At 64.6% G+C, this 16601-nt stretch carries 16 protein-coding genes; 10 read left to right on the top strand and 6 right to left on the bottom strand.

The annotated features are described in order from the left end of the window. Nucleotides 1–86: 86 nt before the first annotated feature. From GUY30_RS08565 to GUY30_RS08555, 3 genes are all read left to right on the top strand, one after another. Nucleotides 87–590: a transglycosylase family protein gene (locus GUY30_RS08565; RefSeq protein WP_167196201.1), complete on the top strand. Its 504-nt coding sequence runs from the start codon at nt 87–89 to the stop codon at nt 588–590. Between the two features lie 436 nt (nt 591–1026). Continuing rightward, entirely contained in the window at nt 1027–1188 is a 162-nt protein-coding gene (locus tag GUY30_RS17765) for a hypothetical protein (RefSeq protein ID WP_208091504.1), read from the top strand. A 178-nt stretch (nt 1189–1366) separates the two neighbouring features. After that, nucleotides 1367–1876 (top strand): hotdog fold domain-containing protein, encoded by a 510-nt coding sequence (locus GUY30_RS08555; protein WP_208091503.1) that lies wholly within the window; start codon nt 1367–1369, stop codon nt 1874–1876. A gap of 34 nt (nt 1877–1910) precedes the next feature. On the opposite strand, the gene GUY30_RS08550 is transcribed toward GUY30_RS08555, so the two are convergent. Then, a complete protein-coding gene (locus tag GUY30_RS08550) occupies nt 1911–2471 on the bottom strand; it encodes a maleylpyruvate isomerase N-terminal domain-containing protein (protein ID WP_167196198.1) in 561 nt (186 codons plus the stop codon). 226 nt (nt 2472–2697) lie between these two features. On the opposite strand from GUY30_RS08550, the gene GUY30_RS08545 reads away from it, so the two are divergent. From GUY30_RS08545 to GUY30_RS08525, 5 genes are all read left to right on the top strand, one after another. Beyond that, a complete protein-coding gene (locus GUY30_RS08545) occupies nt 2698–3444 on the top strand; it encodes a DUF5058 family protein (RefSeq protein ID WP_167196195.1) in 747 nt (248 codons plus the stop codon). 9 nt (nt 3445–3453) lie between these two features. Next, entirely contained in the window at nt 3454–4191 is a 738-nt protein-coding gene (locus tag GUY30_RS08540; RefSeq protein WP_167196192.1) for a hypothetical protein, read from the top strand. A gap of 107 nt (nt 4192–4298) precedes the next feature. Further along, the gene (locus GUY30_RS08535; protein ID WP_167196189.1) at nt 4299–5540 is read left to right on the top strand and encodes an amidohydrolase; all 1242 of its coding nucleotides are present in this window, start codon (nt 4299–4301) and stop codon (nt 5538–5540) included. Then, on the top strand, nt 5537–6970 hold the full coding sequence (locus GUY30_RS08530; protein WP_167196187.1) for an amidase: 1434 nt from the start codon (nt 5537–5539) through the stop codon (nt 6968–6970). The genes GUY30_RS08535 and GUY30_RS08530 overlap by 4 nt, the downstream gene beginning before the upstream one ends. A gap of 184 nt (nt 6971–7154) precedes the next feature. Beyond that, nucleotides 7155–7670 carry a ferritin gene (locus GUY30_RS08525; RefSeq protein ID WP_167196184.1) on the top strand — a complete coding sequence of 172 codons (516 nt, stop codon included), beginning with the start codon at nt 7155–7157 and terminating at the stop codon, nt 7668–7670. Between the two features lie 190 nt (nt 7671–7860). Here the strand turns inward: GUY30_RS08525 and GUY30_RS08520 are convergent, their stop codons facing one another. After that, nucleotides 7861–8793, bottom strand: coding sequence for an AEC family transporter (locus GUY30_RS08520; RefSeq protein ID WP_167196181.1), 933 nt, complete (start codon nt 8791–8793; stop codon nt 7861–7863). A gap of 82 nt (nt 8794–8875) precedes the next feature. On the opposite strand from GUY30_RS08520, the gene GUY30_RS08515 reads away from it, so the two are divergent. Next, nucleotides 8876–9346 carry an Hsp20/alpha crystallin family protein gene (locus GUY30_RS08515; protein ID WP_167196178.1) on the top strand — a complete coding sequence of 157 codons (471 nt, stop codon included), beginning with the start codon at nt 8876–8878 and terminating at the stop codon, nt 9344–9346. A gap of 145 nt (nt 9347–9491) precedes the next feature. Here the strand turns inward: GUY30_RS08515 and GUY30_RS08510 are convergent, their stop codons facing one another. Beyond that, on the bottom strand, nt 9492–10226 hold the full coding sequence (locus tag GUY30_RS08510) for a class I SAM-dependent methyltransferase (RefSeq protein ID WP_167196176.1): 735 nt from the start codon (nt 10224–10226) through the stop codon (nt 9492–9494). Nucleotides 10227–10356: 130 nt separating this feature from the next. Between GUY30_RS08510 and GUY30_RS08505 the strand changes: the two genes are divergently transcribed. Further along, on the top strand, nt 10357–11616 hold the full coding sequence (locus GUY30_RS08505; RefSeq protein WP_167196173.1) for an aspartate aminotransferase type Ic: 1260 nt from the start codon (nt 10357–10359) through the stop codon (nt 11614–11616). A 124-nt stretch (nt 11617–11740) separates the two neighbouring features. Here GUY30_RS08505 and GUY30_RS08500 read toward each other — a convergent pair whose 3' ends face one another. Genes GUY30_RS08500 through GUY30_RS08490 form a run of 3 tightly spaced genes read right to left on the bottom strand, consistent with a single transcriptional unit; the run spans nt 11741 to nt 16546 of the window. Next, a complete protein-coding gene (locus GUY30_RS08500) occupies nt 11741–12595 on the bottom strand; it encodes a 3-hydroxybutyryl-CoA dehydrogenase (RefSeq protein WP_167196170.1) in 855 nt (284 codons plus the stop codon). A 50-nt stretch (nt 12596–12645) separates the two neighbouring features. After that, nucleotides 12646–13152 carry a peptide deformylase gene (locus GUY30_RS08495; RefSeq protein WP_167196167.1) on the bottom strand — a complete coding sequence of 169 codons (507 nt, stop codon included), beginning with the start codon at nt 13150–13152 and terminating at the stop codon, nt 12646–12648. Beyond that, the gene (locus GUY30_RS08490; protein ID WP_167196164.1) at nt 13145–16546 is read right to left on the bottom strand and encodes a pyruvate carboxylase; all 3402 of its coding nucleotides are present in this window, start codon (nt 16544–16546) and stop codon (nt 13145–13147) included. Before GUY30_RS08490 ends, GUY30_RS08495 begins: the two co-directional genes overlap by 8 nt. Nucleotides 16547–16601 lie beyond the last annotated feature (55 nt).

Raw genomic sequence — 16601 nt, 5'->3', positions numbered from 1 at the left:
CTGATTTCACGGTTTCGGGTTCAAATGCGGCAATCGATTCGTTACGGTGTATAACGGCTCGGTAACGACCGGGTTACAGAATCGAAATGCAGTCGTACTTTGGAGAAGACACAGTGAACCTCTACAGCACAAGCCTCCGCAAGGTCGCCCTGCTCGCTGGCGCCGGCGCAGTTGCAGCCGCCGGATTGACCGGAATGAGCGCGGCCCAGCCGGCGCAGGCATCTGAGCAGGGCGTCTGGGACAAGGTCGCCGAATGCGAATCCGGCGGTGACTGGCATATCAACACCGGCAACGGATACTACGGCGGACTGCAGTTCTCCGAGCAGACCTGGAAGGCCTTCGGCGGTGAGGGAATGCCGCACGAGGCCAGCAAGGCCGAGCAGATCGACATCGCACAGAAGACACTCGAAGAGCAGGGCCCGGGCGCATGGCCGGTCTGCGGCGAAAAGGCCGGATTGACCAAGGAGAACGGCGCAGCCGATGACGGCGGCGGATCCGGCGATGACGACAAGAAGGACGACGGCGGCTCCAAGGGCGACGGCGACAGCGGCAAGGTCGGCCTCGCCGGCAACGTCACCGTCGGCGGCTGAGACCGCACGATGATCTGACGATCGACGATGCGCAGGCGAATATGTGCGTTGTGGTCGTGAAATGGCCGTGAGCGATTAGCGTGTCGCTCACGGCCATTTTTACATGCTCCAGCCCGACTCTGGATAGAACGCCGATAATATACATTATGTTAAGTAAAGATCAGAAGCACCTCTTCCGCAGCCCGAGAACCGCTTCTCGAACCGCTTGGTGACCGGCTCCGACAGATCGACTGTATAGACTGCCCTCGTGCGGCACCGCACGTTCAGCTGGGTTGATTCACGAGGCGACGTGGCGGCGAAGCAGCCGGCGATTCGGAGCGGTCGTGCTGCCCCTGGCGAATGCGGCGATCTCCGAGATCTGCCCGCCGGTGCAGACGGCGGGAACCCTCGGTGTCTTCCTCGCGCTCATGGCGGTGGGTGGACTCATCGGCCCTATGTGACAGGCCTCATCGTCGATGCTGCGAGTGATCCCGGCCTCGGCTACGCTACTGCGTTCCGCATCGTGGGCATCGTCTCGGCTGTCTGTGCAGTGCTGGTCATCGTCCTCGCCGATCCCGACAGGGACAAGCAGATAGTGCGCGGTTCGGTCTCCGCCTGAGTAAGCGACAACGCGCCGAGGCGGCACTCCCCTGGCGACGTCGGTGCTGTGTCTGATCCGTCACCCTGCAGTGCCACTCTGTTACTGTTTACTGACAGGTAACTTAGCTCACAGCGACCGTGAACGCCTCAGTCGGACCAAGAGCGCAGTCTTCACGCCGCAACGGAAGGACACGACGATGACCGCAGATACTACGCAGACGGCGGCGATGCCCGGCACCGGAAAGATCTTTGCCCTGTGGAAGAAGATGCAGGAGATGCCTCTCGGCAAGCGCCTGTTCTCGCAGGCCGTGTGCTTCAAAGCACCTTACTTCCGTACTGTGCGCCCGCAGATCAAAGAGCTGAGCCCCGGGCTGTGCCGCGTCACCGCGCCTAACCGCCGCGGAATGCACAATCATATCGGCACCTATCACGCGATCGCGTCGTGCAATATGGCCGAAGTCGCCGCCGGCGTCATGACGGAAGCGACCGTGCCGCCCACTCACCGCTGGATCCCGGCGGGAATGACTGTGCAATACAACGCCAAGGCCAGCAAAGGGCCGGTCACGGCTGTCACCCGACTTGAAGGGATCCCCGAATTCGGCGAGGAGAAGTTCGACCTGGTCGTCCCTGTCGATGTCCTCGACGCGAATGGCATCGCCTTCGTCACCGCACACATCACCATGTACATCTCACCGAAGAAGGAATAGAGCACCGGCGCTCTCTGCGCCCATGCCCTTCCGCTCACCGCCCGGAGAGTCGCAGCACCCGCTGGGCGTATGAAGCCCCATCGCCGCTCGAGCGCGGCGGCTCGTATCCGCCTAGGGCCCCGAGGGTGATGATGAGCTCGCCGAGTTCGACGTAGATGAACTCAGCGAGCTCTTCGTCGATGGGCCAGTCGCAGCCGATGCCGCGTGCGAGATCCGCGGCATGGAGCGATAGCTCGAGGATGCGCATCTGGACAAGCTGCTCCCCCGGGATGTTCCCGATCCGGTGAGCCACCAGCGCTGTGAGATCGCAGGTGTCCGCACGTGACCTGAATGTGCTCTCGTGCGTCCAGAATGACTGGATCATGTCATCGCCGAGATGGTCGAGTCCCCTTACGGCCTCGACCTCGGCGGTGCTCGCCTGCCCCAACAGCTTCGTGTATCGGACTCCCCCGCCGATGAGGTGATTGATGAGCTCCGCATTCGTCCAGTCGTCGGCACCGCTCGTGCGATTCAGGTCCGTCTCCCGCACGCGCTGGAGCGTTGCGACCCAACAGGCTTCCGCGCGATCGAGTCGCTCTGCCGTTGCTGCATCCATGCCATCAGCCTACGTCGACTGGTCTCCGAAAAGCGGCGTCCTCACCAACGGGACAGAAGTCGGCTATCGCCGTGATCAGTCTCGCAACATGAGAACTTCTCTCCAACCTATGGTCCCTGACCGTTCGGTCAGTATAGGTTTGTTCCTGCGCAGCGACTGATGGTATACCATACCTGCCCTGTCGGTCTGCGTCTCTGCAACTCGACAATGAAGTGAGGAGCTGACCATGCCTATGGCCAGCGGTTCGGCCGACTACATCGGCCTCGCAAATGCCCCCATACTCTGGATACTCGCGATGGCGGTGATGGGCGTCGTCGTCGTGCAATCGCTCATCTATATGACCGCGGTGAAGAAGAACGCCGAGTCCGCGGGAATGAGCCAACAGGAGGTCCGTTCGGCTTTCCGTGCCGGCGGTGTCGCCGCGATCGGACCATCTCTGTCGGTGGTGCTCGTCGCCATCGCCCTGCTGCCGCTGTTCGGCACTCCCCCTGTCATCGTCCGCGTCGGACTCATCGGATCCGCCGCCACAGAAGTGGCCTCTGCCTCCCTGGCCGCAGGCACCATGGGTGCGAACCTCGGCGATGAGACCTTCACTCGCGGAGTCTTCATCGTCGCTCTCATGGCGATGAGCCTCTCGGGAGCAGGCTGGATGATCTCCACCCTCATCCTCACCCCGGTCTTCAAGCGCAGCTCCCACAAGCTCGAGAAGGTCAATCCTGCGCTCATGTCGATCATCCCGGGCGCTGCACTGCTCGCAGCCTTCGCGGCCCTGACCTTCCGCGAATTGCCGAAATCGCCGACCCACGTCATCGCCGTCATCGTCTCGGCAGTGGTCATGAGCATCTGCCTGCTGCTGGCCAAAACACTGAAACAGAACTGGCTGAAGGAATGGGGCCTGGGGTTCTCCCTGCTCATCGGCCTCGTCGCCGCCTATTTCGCCCACTACGCCGGTCTCGGACTGCCCGAAGCCTGAGGAGAGACCATGTCATCGATCATCACATCACCCTCACACGCGGCCTTCGAACGCACCACCAGCCGATGGGGCTCGATCACGCTGTTCATCGGATTCCTCATCGCCACCTCGGTGCCCTTCTATCTGCTCTTCGTCGCGGACGCGAACATCAATTTCGGGGAGATCCTCAAGGGCTTCCTCGCCGTGTTCGCCGTCTACGGAGTCTTCTACATCGTCGAACCACTCACCTACTTCCCGATCCTCGGACCTGCCGGCATGTACCAGGCGTTCATGATCGGCAACGTCTCGAACAAACTGCTGCCCTCGGCAATCGTCGCTCAGGACACCATCGGCGCGAAGCCGGGCACCCGCAAGGGCGAATACGCGGCGACGATGGCGATCTGCGGGGCCGCGATCATCCACGTCGCCTCGATGGTCATCTTCGTCGGCATCCTCGGCACGTGGCTCGTCACCCTCGTCCCCGAGCCGGTCACCCTCGTCGCGAAGCTCTACATCCTCCCGGCCATCCTCGGCGGCGTCACCGTCCAGCTCATCGCGTCCCTCAAACAGCTCAAGTCGACGCTCATCGCCCTCGGCATGGCGGCGCTGGTCATTCTCGTCCTCGTTCAGCTGTTTCCCGTGCTCGCGCCCGGAGACGTCGCGATCGTCGTGTTCCTGACCATCCTCATCACCTGGTTCACCCGCAACAAATCGGTCACGGACAAGCGGCCCGACAGCGACGGCACCGATACCGTCGGCATCAACTGACGAACACTGCCGACAACGCAATGCGGTGGGTGCTCGACTGCCGAGACCCACCCCCGCATTCGACGAATCCTGCCAAGATGAGACCAGACCACTGCTGAAAGGACATCATGTCTCTCAACCCCGCCATCCGCGCGTCGATCAGTGCCGATCTCGACCAGACGATCGCCGACTACAAACACTTCCACCGCACTCCCGAACTGTCGATGCAGGAGACGAATACCGCCGCCGAGATCGCCTCCCGGCTCCAGTCCCACGGCCTCACGACCCACACCTTCGGCGGGACCGGAGTCGTCGCCGTGATCGAGAACGGCGACGGACCTGTCATCGGCTACCGTGCCGACATCGACGGACTGCCGATCAGCGAGGACACCGGGTACGACTATGCCTCCACCGCGGACGGCACGCTTCCCGACGGGGAGACCACTAAGGTCATGCACGGCTGCGGCCACGACACCCACATCACCGTCGGGCTCTACCTCGCCAAGCACCTCGTCACGCACAGGGATCTGTGGTCGGGAACCGTCGTCATGATCTTCCAGCCCGGTGAGGAGACCGGCCAAGGTGCGCGCGCAATGCTCGACGACGGACTGTGGGATCAGATCGTGCGTCCCGAGGTCATCTTCGGCCAGCATGTGTGGCCCGGAGCAGCGGGTCACCTCTACGTCAGCAGCGGAACCGCCATGGCGATGTCCGACTGCCTGCGTGTGACCGTCAAGGGCAAGCAGGCGCACGGCTCACAGCCGGAGAACGCGATCGACCCGATCGTCCTCGGCGCCTATATGATCACCCGTCTCCAGTCGGTCGTGTCACGCGAGATCTCCGGTCGCGATATGTCCGTGGTCACCGTGGGCACCTTCCACGGCGGACTCAAGGAGAACATCATCCCCGACTCCGCCGAGTTCAAACTCAATATCCGCACCTTCACCGAGGAGGTCCGCGCAGTCGTCCTCGACCGTGTCCGCCGCATCATCACCGCCGAGGCGCAGGCGTCCGGGGCACCGGAACCGGAGATCGAGGAGATGTATCGATTCCCGCGCTGCTTCAACGATCCCGAGGAGACCGAGTCGTTCCTCACCCACGTGGGAGCCGAACTCGGTACCGAGCAGGTTCATCTGTCCGAGCCGGCCACCGGCAGCGAGGATGTCGGAGCCTTCGGCGATGACATCGGAGTCCCGTACGTGTACTGGTTCTTCGGCGGCTACTCCCCCGCGAAGTTCGCCGACGGGCAGACTCCGCCCGGGAATCACTCCCCGTTCTTCGCCCCCGACGATGTCGAGACCACGCTCGAGACCGGCATCAGAGCCGCCCTGTCTGCAGTGCTGAGCAAGGTCGGAAAGGACGGCGCATGAGCGAGGAGATGCTGTGGTGGTCGACTCGCGAACTGGCGGCCCGGATCGCATCCAAGGAGGTCTCGGCGCGAGAGGCGCTGCAGGCCCACCTCGACCGCATCGACGAGGTCAACCCTGCCCTCAAAGCCGTCGTCACCCGTGATGATGAGACTGCCTTCGCCCGGGCCGCAGCCGCCGATGCCGCGACAGCTCGCGGAGAGAGCTACGGTGCCCTGCATGGGGTTCCGATGACCCATAAGGACACTCACGACACCGCGGGAATGCGCACGACCTGGGGTTCGCCGCTCATGGCTGATCGCGTACCCGAAACGGACGCGCTCATCATCGCCCGACTCAAGGCCGCAGGGATCACCACGACGGGCAAGACGAATGTGCCCGAGTTCGCGGCCGGCTCGCACACCTTCAACGAGGTGTTCGGCACGACGGTGAACCCGTACGACCGCACGAAATCGGCATCGGGATCCTCCGGCGGGGTCGGGGCGGTGCTCGCGGCCGGGATACAGGCCTCCGGAGACGGATCGGATATGGGCGGATCGCTGCGCTCGCCGGCATCGTTCAACAACGTCGTCGGATTCCGACCGAGCAACGGCCGCATCCCGCACGTTGCCCCGGGCAATCCCTATGCGTGGCTGTCGCAGAGCGGGTTCATGGCCCGTACGGTCTCCGATGTGGCGCTGCTGATGTCCGTGGCCTCCGGTCCACATGCCTCGGCGCCGGGATCGATCCCCGAGTCGGGCGGAGTCTTCGACCTGCCGGAATTCGCCCTCGAGACTGACCGCTCCCCCGACCCCACCGGTCTCCGGGTCGGGTTCAGTCCCGATCTGGACGGACTGCTGCCGGTCGAGACCGAGGTGAAGGACATCGTCGCCTCCGCCGCTCAGGTGTTCGGCCGCCTCGGCGCGCATGTGGACGACGAGATCCCGAACCTCACCGACGCCGATGAGGTGTTCAATGTCCGTCGTGCCCTCGACTTCGTCAGCTCCTGGGGCGGGCTGTATGAGGCCCACCCCAACAAGATCAAGGAATCGGTGAGGTGGAACATCCGCATGGGCCTCGACTTCACCGGCGCCGAGGTGGTGTCCGCGGAATCCGCACGCACGCGCTTGCACGGCGAGATCGACCGCTACTTCGCCGGACACGATGTCCTTGTGCTCACCACCTGTCAGGTCCTGCCGTTCGATGCCGACATCGAATACCCGACGCGGATCAACGGGGTGCCCCTGAACAACTACCTCGATTGGATGCGGGCACTGTGCCTGATCTCGGCAACCGGGTGCCCGGCGATATCGGTGCCGGCCGGCTTCTCGGACTCCGGCCTGCCGGTCGGTGTGCAGATCGTGGCGAAACCGGGTGCTGATGTCGAGCTGCTCCGAGTTGCGCATGCCTTCGAAGCAGCAACCGGCCACCACGCGCGGCATCCCGTGTTCTGAGCGGTTCTCGCAAGCGGAGTTCGCAACCGGGCTCGCTTCGGCACGAAGGGCAGGGAAAGGCAGGTATGGCAAACCTGGGCAGAGTTTGCCGAGCCTTTCCACACTGGAACCGTTCTAGAAAAGGTGTCAGGATATTGTCTAAGCAGGCGGAATGGATCCGCCTCGAACCGCAAAGGAGTAAAAGATGCACCTGAGCCCCGCAATGCAGAAGGTCCTCAACGAGCAGGTCACCCTCGAACTCGAAGCCTCATTGGTCTACCTCCAGCTCTCCATCCAGCTCGACGATCTCGATCTGCCCGGAATGACGCGCTGGATGCGTGCCCAGTCCGAAGAAGAGCAGGTTCACGCCGCCAAGTTCACCCAGCACTGCCTCGACCGCGGATTCGCCCCTCAGATCGGTGATATCGCCGCTCCGAAGGTCTCCGGTTCGCAGCCGATCGACTTCTTCAAGGCCGCACTTGCGCACGAGGAGAAGGTCTCCGAGTCCATCCGGAACCTCTACCGCACCGCTCAGTCCGAAGCCGACCTCGACGTCCTGCCACTGCTCCACTGGTTCATCGACGAGCAGGTCGAAGAGGAGTCGAGCATCTCCGAGATCATCGGTCGCCTCGAGCGCGTCGGCACCGACGGAGCCGGCGTCCTGCGCATCGATTCCGAGCTCGGCTCGCGCCACCCCGATATCACCGCCGACGGCGAGTGACATCTGCAGACTGACCACTTCGGCTCAGCCCTCATCTCCGGCGATATGAGCCGAGTGGGACTGCGAGGCGAGAACTCAGCGGCCGATCCCATCACGGGGTCGGCCGCTGTGCTGTCCGGACCGGACCGGCGGCAGAGCGGCACGTGCAGACGGCAGGGAGACACGCGCGGAAGACGAAGAAGCCCCGTGCTCAGCCGAGAACGGACTGTGCGATGAGGAGCACGACCGGCAGGGTCACGAGCATGACGATCGTCTGGCCGGCGATGAGTGCTGCCATGAGCTTCGCATCTCCCCCGAGCTGCCGGGCCATGACATAACCGGAGCTCGCCGTCGCGATCGATTGGAAGAGCAGTCCGACCAGCGCCGGCACCGTCGGGATGTCGAGGACGGACAGAGCTGCCAGCGACAGTCCCGGCAGCACGATCAGCTTGATGAGCGTCGACGCGATGATGGCCCGGGCATGGGCACGCACGGAGAAGATCTGCAGACCAGCGCCGACGCACAGCAGACCGATGGGCAGTGAGGCGGCCGCCAAGGGATCGAGGACTGTCGCCGCCACATCCGGCAGGCCCAGACCGGTGATGTTCACTGCGGCTCCGGCGACACAGCCGAGCACCAGCGGATTCGTCACGATCGCCCGCAGCAGAGCGAGCAGCGAGGTCGGCCCCGTGCGCAGGAACTCGAACCCGAGGCTCGAGATGACATTGACCGTGGGGACGAGGATTGCTGCGACGATCGCGGCCACGGCGCTGCCTTCGGACCCGAACAGACTGCCGGCCAGGGACAGACCGATATAGGTGTTGAACCGGATCCCGCCCTGGAGTACGGAGGTGAAGGCGGGGAGATCGCGGGCGATGACTCGGCGGGCCAGGACGATGCCCACGGATACGATCACAGTGGGGATGACGAGCGCCGCTGCCAAGCGCGCGAGCGGGACATGGGCCACGTCCACCTCGGCGACGGAGGTGAAGAGGAGCACCGGAAGGAGACAGTAGTACGCGAGCTTCTCCGCACCGGACCAGAACTCCGAACTCCGAAATCCCGGCAGCCGCTTCAGCACGAGGCCGAAGGCGATGAGCACCGTGACGGGAAGAAGGGCGAGGAGTATCGGAACCAGGCTCACAGACTGAGAATTTCATGAGTTTGGAATCATTTCAAAGTTGAGTGTGTTTGACTCAATGTAGGACCCGAACGAAAGGAAGCACATGGCTACACGTTTCGACCCCATCCGTGACCTCGACCGATTCTTCTCCGAGGTGACCCGCACTCCGAATGCCACCACCCTGCCGATGGACCTCTACCGTGACGGCGAAGTCTTCATCGCCCGCATCGACATGCCCGGAGTCGATCCGAGCAGCATCGATGTCGACGTCGAAGACCGCACGCTCACCGTGCGCGCCCGCCGCGAGTCCGAGGTCGCGGACAAGGACGTGAAGTGGCTGACCAGGGAACGCACCAACGGCACCTACGCCCGCCAGCTCACGCTCGGCAACCGGGTGGCCCTGGATCGCATCCGCGCCGACTACAGCGACGGCGTCCTCACGCTGACGATCCCCGTCGCCGAGGAGGCTCGCCCCCGGAAGATCTCAGTCTCGCACGCTTCCGGACAGACCACCCCCGAGGTGGTCGAATCCTCCACGTCGGACGAGCCCCACTCCCCCGGCGTCGACAGCTGACAACGGCGCCGAGCTCCGGCGGACCTGAGTGAACCGAGGATCGGACTCCGCTCCGACACTCGGACGCTGACAGCGGGCCGCACCCTTATTCGGGTGCGGCCCGCTTCGTTCGTTCGGCACCGTTCGAGTTCAGTGGCGTTGATGATCAGCGCCGTTCGAGGAGGTAGGCCAAACACATATAGGGCAGATCTACCGTGTCCGGAACCGGATGTTCCACTCGCAGATACTCCCGCAGATTCGATTCGACTCGGGCCCGCGTCTTCTCATTCGAGCGCAGCCAATAGGAACGCGTCCGAGCCAGGTCGACGATACCGTCGACGGACAGTTCAGTGGCGAATTCCACGAGCGTGTGGTCGATGAGGGTCAGTCCGGCTCCGGGCTGAGGCCGGTACTGCGGCCGGTACACATCGCCGGCATGCATGATCCGGCTCAAACGCAGCACCCAGTCGACGCGGACATCGAGTTGGTTGATGAGGATGAGGAGCCGCCCTCCGGGGTTGAGGATGCGGACCACCTCGGCGGCCGCACTCGCTTCGTCGAACCAGTGCCAAGCCTGCGCGACGGTGACGAGGTCGAGGCTCTCCGCCTCCAGACCGGTGTCCTCAGCGGTGCCGACCACGGTGGGAGCAGGATTGCGTTCGAGCGCGACCGCGTCGGGATCGACGGCGATGAGTTCGGCGCCGAGGTCGCGCAGCCGGCGGCTGAGGATCCCGGTTCCGGCCCCGAGGTCGCACACGCGCAGATCGGACCATTGCCGGTCCCAACCGGCAAGCGCCAGATCGAGTGCCGCGTCGGGATAACCGGGGCGCACCTCGTCATAGACTCCGGCCTGGACGCCGAAACTGCGTCCGTGGGCGGGCTGCGCGCGTGGTCGCACCATCGTGATTCTGCCTTTCACCAGGTCTGCAGCGGTCGTCCTGGCGACCGCTGCAGACCACTCTAGCGTCGTCGCCGATCAGCGAGTCGATAGGATGGAGTCAACGGCCCGTTCCCAGCCCTGAGGAGTCAGTATGTCCGCACCGTCCGATCTCCAGTCCAAACTGGATGAGGCCTCCGCCGCCTATGAGGAATTCGCCTCGCGCGGCCTCGCTCTCGACATCACTCGGGGCAAGCCCGCCCCGGAGCAGCTCGACCTCGCCGCCGATCTGCTCACCGCCGTCAGCGGCGATGACTACCTCACTCCCGGTGGAGTCGACACTCGCAACTACGGCGGTCTCGATGGGCTCATCGAACTGCGGGAGATCTTCGCCCCGTTGCTCAAGGTGCCGGCCGAGCAGCTGCTGGCCGGAGGCAATGCCTCGCTGACGTTCATGTCCCAGGCGCTGACCTTCGCACTCATGCACGGAACGGCCGTCGACGATCGTCCGTGGGGTCAGGGTCCGCATAAACTGCTGTGCCCTGTGCCCGGGTACGATCGGCATTTCACCCTGGCCGAATCCCTCGGGTTCGAGCTGCTGACCATCCCGATGGACGAGGAAGGTCCGATCGTCGCCGAGGCGCAGCGTCTGGCCGAAGACCCGGCTGTCAAGGGCATGTGGCTGGTGCCGATGTATTCCAATCCGACCGGAATCACCATCACCGGGGCCCGAGCGCGGGAACTCGCGGCCATGCCCACCGCGGCACCCGACTTCGCGCTGCTGTGGGACAACGCCTACGGGGTGCACCATCTGCGTGAGAACCACCCGGACAATCTCGACATCCTCACCCTGTGCGCCGAGGAGGGCCATCCCGAACGAGCCTGGATCTTCGCCTCGACATCGAAGATCACCCATGCAGGAGCCGGAGTCTCGTTCTTCGCCGGCGGCCCGGCCACGGTCGATTGGATGCGTGCGAACCTCGGGAATGTTGCGATCGGCCCCGACAAGATCAACCAGCTGCGCCATGTCCGGTTCTTCTCCGACACCGCCGGGGTCGAAGCACATATGCGCAAGCACGCCGAGATCATCGCACCGAAATTCGACGCCGTGCTCAGGGCGCTGGAGGATGGACTCGGAGCGGACGAACTCGCACAGTGGACCTCACCCGACGGCGGCTATTTCATCACTCTGACGACGATGGAGGGCATCGCCGATCGAGTCGTCAAACTCGCCAGAGAGGCCGGAGTGAAGCTGACACCGGCCGGAGCCACTCACCCGTACGGACTCGACCCGCACAACAACGTCATCCGCATCGCCCCGACGATGCCGACCCTCGACGAGGTCGAACTCGCGGCCCAGGGGCTCGTCGCGTGTGTGCGGCTGGCCAGCTACGAGAAGCTGTTGGCCGGCTGAACTTCCCATAACCTGCAGACAGAGACATGTCCGCCCCCGAATCATTTCGTTTCGGGGGCGGACATGTTTGTGCCGGGTATTTCGGCCGAGACGTCGACTCTGCCGAAATCACTGCCGATTCGGCTCAGTATTCGTAGAAGCCGCGACCGGACTTCACACCGAGCAGACCGGCGTCGACCATGCGGGAGAGCAGGATCGGCGGCTTCGCGGCCGGATCACCGGTCTCCTCATACATGCTCTCTGCGGCATAGAGGCAGGTGTCGAGACCGACGAGGTCGGCGAGCTTGATCGGACCCATCGGGTGGGCGCAGCCGCCGACCATACCCGCGTCGATGTCCTCCTTCGTGGCGAACCCGGCCTCGAGCATCCTGACGGCGCTGAGCAGGTACGGGATGAGCAGGGCGTTGACGATGAACCCGGGCCGGTCATCGGCCTGGATCGGGTTCTTGCCGAGCACATCGGCGACGAAGGTGGTCACGGTGTCGCGGACATCCTCGGCGGTGAGCACCGAGGAGACGACCTCAACCAGCGGCTGCACGGGTGCCGGGTTGAAGAAGTGGACACCGAGCACACGTTCTGGACGCGAGGTCGACTGGGCGAAGCGGATGATCGGCATCGACGAGGTGTTCGATGCGAGGATCGCATCCGGGTCGGTGACGACCTTGTCGAGTTCGGCGAAGATCGACTTCTTGATGTCTTCGTTCTCACTCGCTGCTTCGATGACGAGCTGACGGTCGGCGAGATCGCTGATATCGGTGGTGAACCGCAGCCGGGCGAGGGCCTCGTCGCGGGCAGCGGCATCGAGCTTGCCCTTGTCCACGGCGCGGGCGAGGGAGTTCTCGATGCGGGCGCGACCGGCAGCCGACGCCTCCTCGTTGATCTCGCGGACGATGACGTCGAGGCCGGACTTCGCCAGCACCTCGGCGATTCCGGCTCCCATGAGTCCGCTGCCGATGACGGCGGTGCGCTGGATGCTCATAAACTTCTCCTTCTCAAGTCAGATTGGTCGATGGTGTGCGATTTGATCGGCTAGGACATCCGGGCGAGGAACCAGTCAGCCGAGCGGATCGCCTTCATGGCTTCCCGCCGGCGCTCGGCGGGCAGGGTCTGGATGTAGACCTGCCCGTCGAGGTGGCCGACTTCGTGTTGGAGCATCTGGGCGAAGACTTCCGAGCCTTCGATCTCGATCGGCTGATTCTTCGCGTCCACCCCGCGCACCCGAGCGAACTCGTAGCGCGGGGTGGGGAAGAACAGTCCCGGGACGGACAGGCAGCCTTCTTCGATATCGCGCAGCTGCCCTCCGACCTCGACGATCTCCGGATTGATGACATAGCCGGTGCGACCGTCGAGGTCGTAGCCGAAAGCCCTCAGACCGACTCCGATCTGCGGGGCGGCGACCGCCGCACGGCCCTCGGGCCGTGCGGTGTCGACGAGGTCGGCGGCCAGTGCTTCGACGTGATCGTCGAAGACCGTCACCGGCTCACACTTGCTGCGCAGCACGGGGTCGCCCCACAGCCGGATCTCGCGTTCAGGCATCGATCACCACGACGAGGTCTCCGCCTTCGAGCTGCTGGACGTCGGCGATGGCCACACGCGAGACGGTTCCCGCCGTCTGCGTGGTGATCGTCGCTTCCATCTTCATGGCTTCGATCGTGGCAACGGTATCGCCGACGGCGACCTTGTCGCCCTCGTGGACCTGCATGGTCACGACACCGGCGAACGGGCTGCCGACATGTCCGCTGTTGTTCGGATCGGCCTTCTCCGCGGTCTTGACCTCGCTCTCGACCGACCGGTCACGCACCTGCAGCGGACGCAGCTGTCCGTTGAGGGTGAACATGACCGACCGCATTCCGCGCTCGTCGGTTCCGCCGATGGCCTGAACGCCGATGAGCAGGTTCTTGCCCTTCGCCAGCTCGACTGCGTGCTCTTCGCCGCCGGTGAGTCCGTAGAGGTACTCGGAGGTCTCGACGACGGAGAGGTCACCGTAGTTCGCGCGCATCGTCTGGAACTCCTTCGTCGGTCCGGGGAACAGCAGCTCGTTGAGCTTGTCCTTCCGGTCCCGGCCGGGAGTCTCCAGAGCCTGCGCATCCGCGGGCTCGAGGTGTTCGACGAGCGGCTTGGCGGAACGACCGGCGAGAGCCTTCGTGCGGAACGGCTCCGGCCATCCGCCCGGAGGATCACCGAGGTCGCCGTTGAGGAACCCGATGACCGAGTCCGGGATGTCGAACTTGTCCGGGTTCTCCGCAAACTCCTCCGGTGAGACTCCGGCACCGACGAGGTGGAGGGCCAGATCGCCGACGACCTTCGAGGACGGGGTGACCTTGACGAGGTGGCCGAGGATCGAGTCGGCAGCCGCATACATGTGCTCGATGTCTTCGAACCGCTCCCCCAGACCCAGTGCGACGGCCTGCTGACGCAGGTTCGACAGCTGGCCGCCCGGGATCTCATGGCGGTAGACGCGACCCGTCGGTCCCGCGAGTCCCGACTCGAAGGGTGCGTAGAGCTTGCGCACCGACTCCCAGTAGGGTTCGAGGTCGCTGACGGCGTCGAGGCTGATGCCGGTGTCACGCTCGGTGTTCTCGAATGCGGCGACGAGCGCGGAGAGACTCGGCTGGCTCGTGGTTCCGGCCATGGCCGCTGAGGCGGCATCGACGGCATCGGCACCGGCGGCGGCCGCGGCATAGAGGGTGGCCAGCTGTCCGCCCGCAGTGTCGTGGGTGTGGACGTGGACGGGCAGGTCGAAGTTCTCCCGCAGAGCGGTCACGAGCTTGACCGCAGCGGCGGGACGCAGCAGTCCGGCCATGTCCTTGATAGCGAGCACATGAGCGCCCGCATCGACGATCTGCTCGGCCAGGCGCAGGTAGTAGTCGAGCGTGTAGAGCTCTTCCTTCGGATCGAGGATGTCCGAGGTGTAGCACAGGGCCACCTCGGCCAGTGCCGTATTCGTTCCGCGCACGGCCTCGATCGCCGGGCGCATCTGCTCGACGTCGTTGAGTGCGTCGAAGATGCGGAAGATGTCGATGCCCGTGCGAGCCGCCTCATCGACGAAGGCGTCGGTGACCTCCGTCGGGTACGGGGTGTAGCCGACGGTATTGCGTCCGCGCAGGAGCATCTGCAGGTTGATGTTGGGCACCGCTTCGCGCAGAGCCTCGAGGCGTTCCCAGGGATCCTCCCCGAGGAAACGCAGCGCCACATCATAGGTGGCACCGCCCCACGCCTCGATGCTCAGCAGCTCGGGCGTCATCCGCGACACGTGGCCGGCCACCGCGAGGAGGTCGCGAGTGCGCACGCGGGTGGCGAGCAGCGACTGGTGGGCGTCGCGGAACGTCGTGTCGGTGACCGCCAGAGAAGTCTGCTCACGCAGTGCGCGGGCGAAGCCCTCGGGGCCGAGTTCGGCGAGGCGGTCATGGCTGCCCGCAGCAGGAGCAGCGGAGAGATCGATGTTCGGCAGCTTGTCGCCGGGACGGATGCGCAGACCCGGTTCGCCGTGGGGACGGTTGACGGTGACATCGGCGAGGTAGTCGAGAAGCTTCGAGCCGCGGTCGGCGCTCACACGGGCGTCGAAGAGCTGCGGGCGCTCTTCGATGAAGGAGGTGGACAGGTCGCCGGCGACGAATGAGGGATCGTCGAGGACGGCCTGCAGGAATCCGATGTTCGAGGACACACCGCGGATGCGGAACTCCGCGAGGGCGCGCTTGGCACGGCCGACGGCCTGAGCGAAGTCGCGGCCACGGCAGGACAGCTTCACGAGCATCGAGTCGAAGTGAGGGCTGACGGAAGCACCGGCGTGGACCGTTCCGCCGTCGAGACGCACGCCTGCACCACCGGCCGAGCGGTAGGCGGTGATGGTGCCTGTGTCCGGACGGAAGGAGTTCGCGGGATCCTCGGTGGTGATGCGGCACTGCAGGGCGGCACCCTTGATGCGCATCTCGTCCTGGCGCAGGCCGATCTCCTCGAGGCTCGCGCCGGCGGCGATGCGCATCTGCGAGGCGACGATATCGACGTCGGTGATCTCCTCGGTCACGGTGTGTTCGACCTGGACGCGCGGGTTCATCTCGATGAACACGTGCTTGCCGGCGCGCGGACCGTCGGTTTCGAGCAGGAACTCCACGGTGCCGGCGTTCTGGTAGCCCAGCGCCTTCGCGAACTTCAGGGCGTCGGCATGCAGGGCGGCAGCGATCTCGGGATCGAGGTTCGGCGCCGGAGCGATCTCGACGACCTTCTGATGACGGCGCTGCACCGAGCAGTCACGTTCGAACAGGTGGATGGCGTTCGAGTCGTTGTCGGCCAGAACCTGGACTTCGATGTGACGGGGGCGTTGCACGGCCTGCTCGATGAAGACCGTGGGATCGCCGAAGGCACCTTCGGCTTCGCGCATCGCGGCCTTGAGAGCGTCTTCGAGGTCCGAGGCCTGCCCCACGCGACGCATTCCGCGTCCGCCGCCGCCGGCAACGGCCTTGACGAAGAGGGGGTACTCCATCGATTCCGCATCGGCGAGCAGCTGCGCGATATCGGCCGAGGGACGGGTGGAGTCGAGGACCGGGATGCCGGCATTTCGTGCGGCGGCCAGTGCCTGGACTTTGTTTCCGGCCAGTTCGAGCACATCGGCCTTGGGCCCGATGAAGGTGATTCCCGCTTCGGCACAGGCGCGCGCCAGGTCGGGGTTCTCAGAGAGGAAGCCGTATCCGGGGTAGATGGCGTCGGCGCCGGATTCCTTCGCCACCCGCAGCATCTCTTCGACGCTGAGGTAGGCGCGGACTGGGTGACCCTCCTCACCGATCATGTAGGCCTCGTCGGCCTTCATGCGGTGTTCGGAATTGCGGTCCTCATAAGGGAAGACTGCGACGGTGGAGGCTCCGAGCTCATAGGCGGCACGGAACGCGCGAACGGCGATCTCTCCGCGGTTGGCCACGAGAACTTTAGAGAACATAGGTGTCTCTCACTTCTGTATCGGCCGCACTGGGCGACTGTTCGACAAGCTGTCG

The sequence above is a fragment of the Brevibacterium pigmentatum genome, assembly GCF_011617465.1.
GTDB lineage: Bacteria > Actinomycetota > Actinomycetes > Actinomycetales > Brevibacteriaceae > Brevibacterium > Brevibacterium pigmentatum.
The sequence above is the reverse complement of the archived record's forward strand: the minus strand, read 5'-3'. Positions and strand labels throughout refer to the sequence as shown.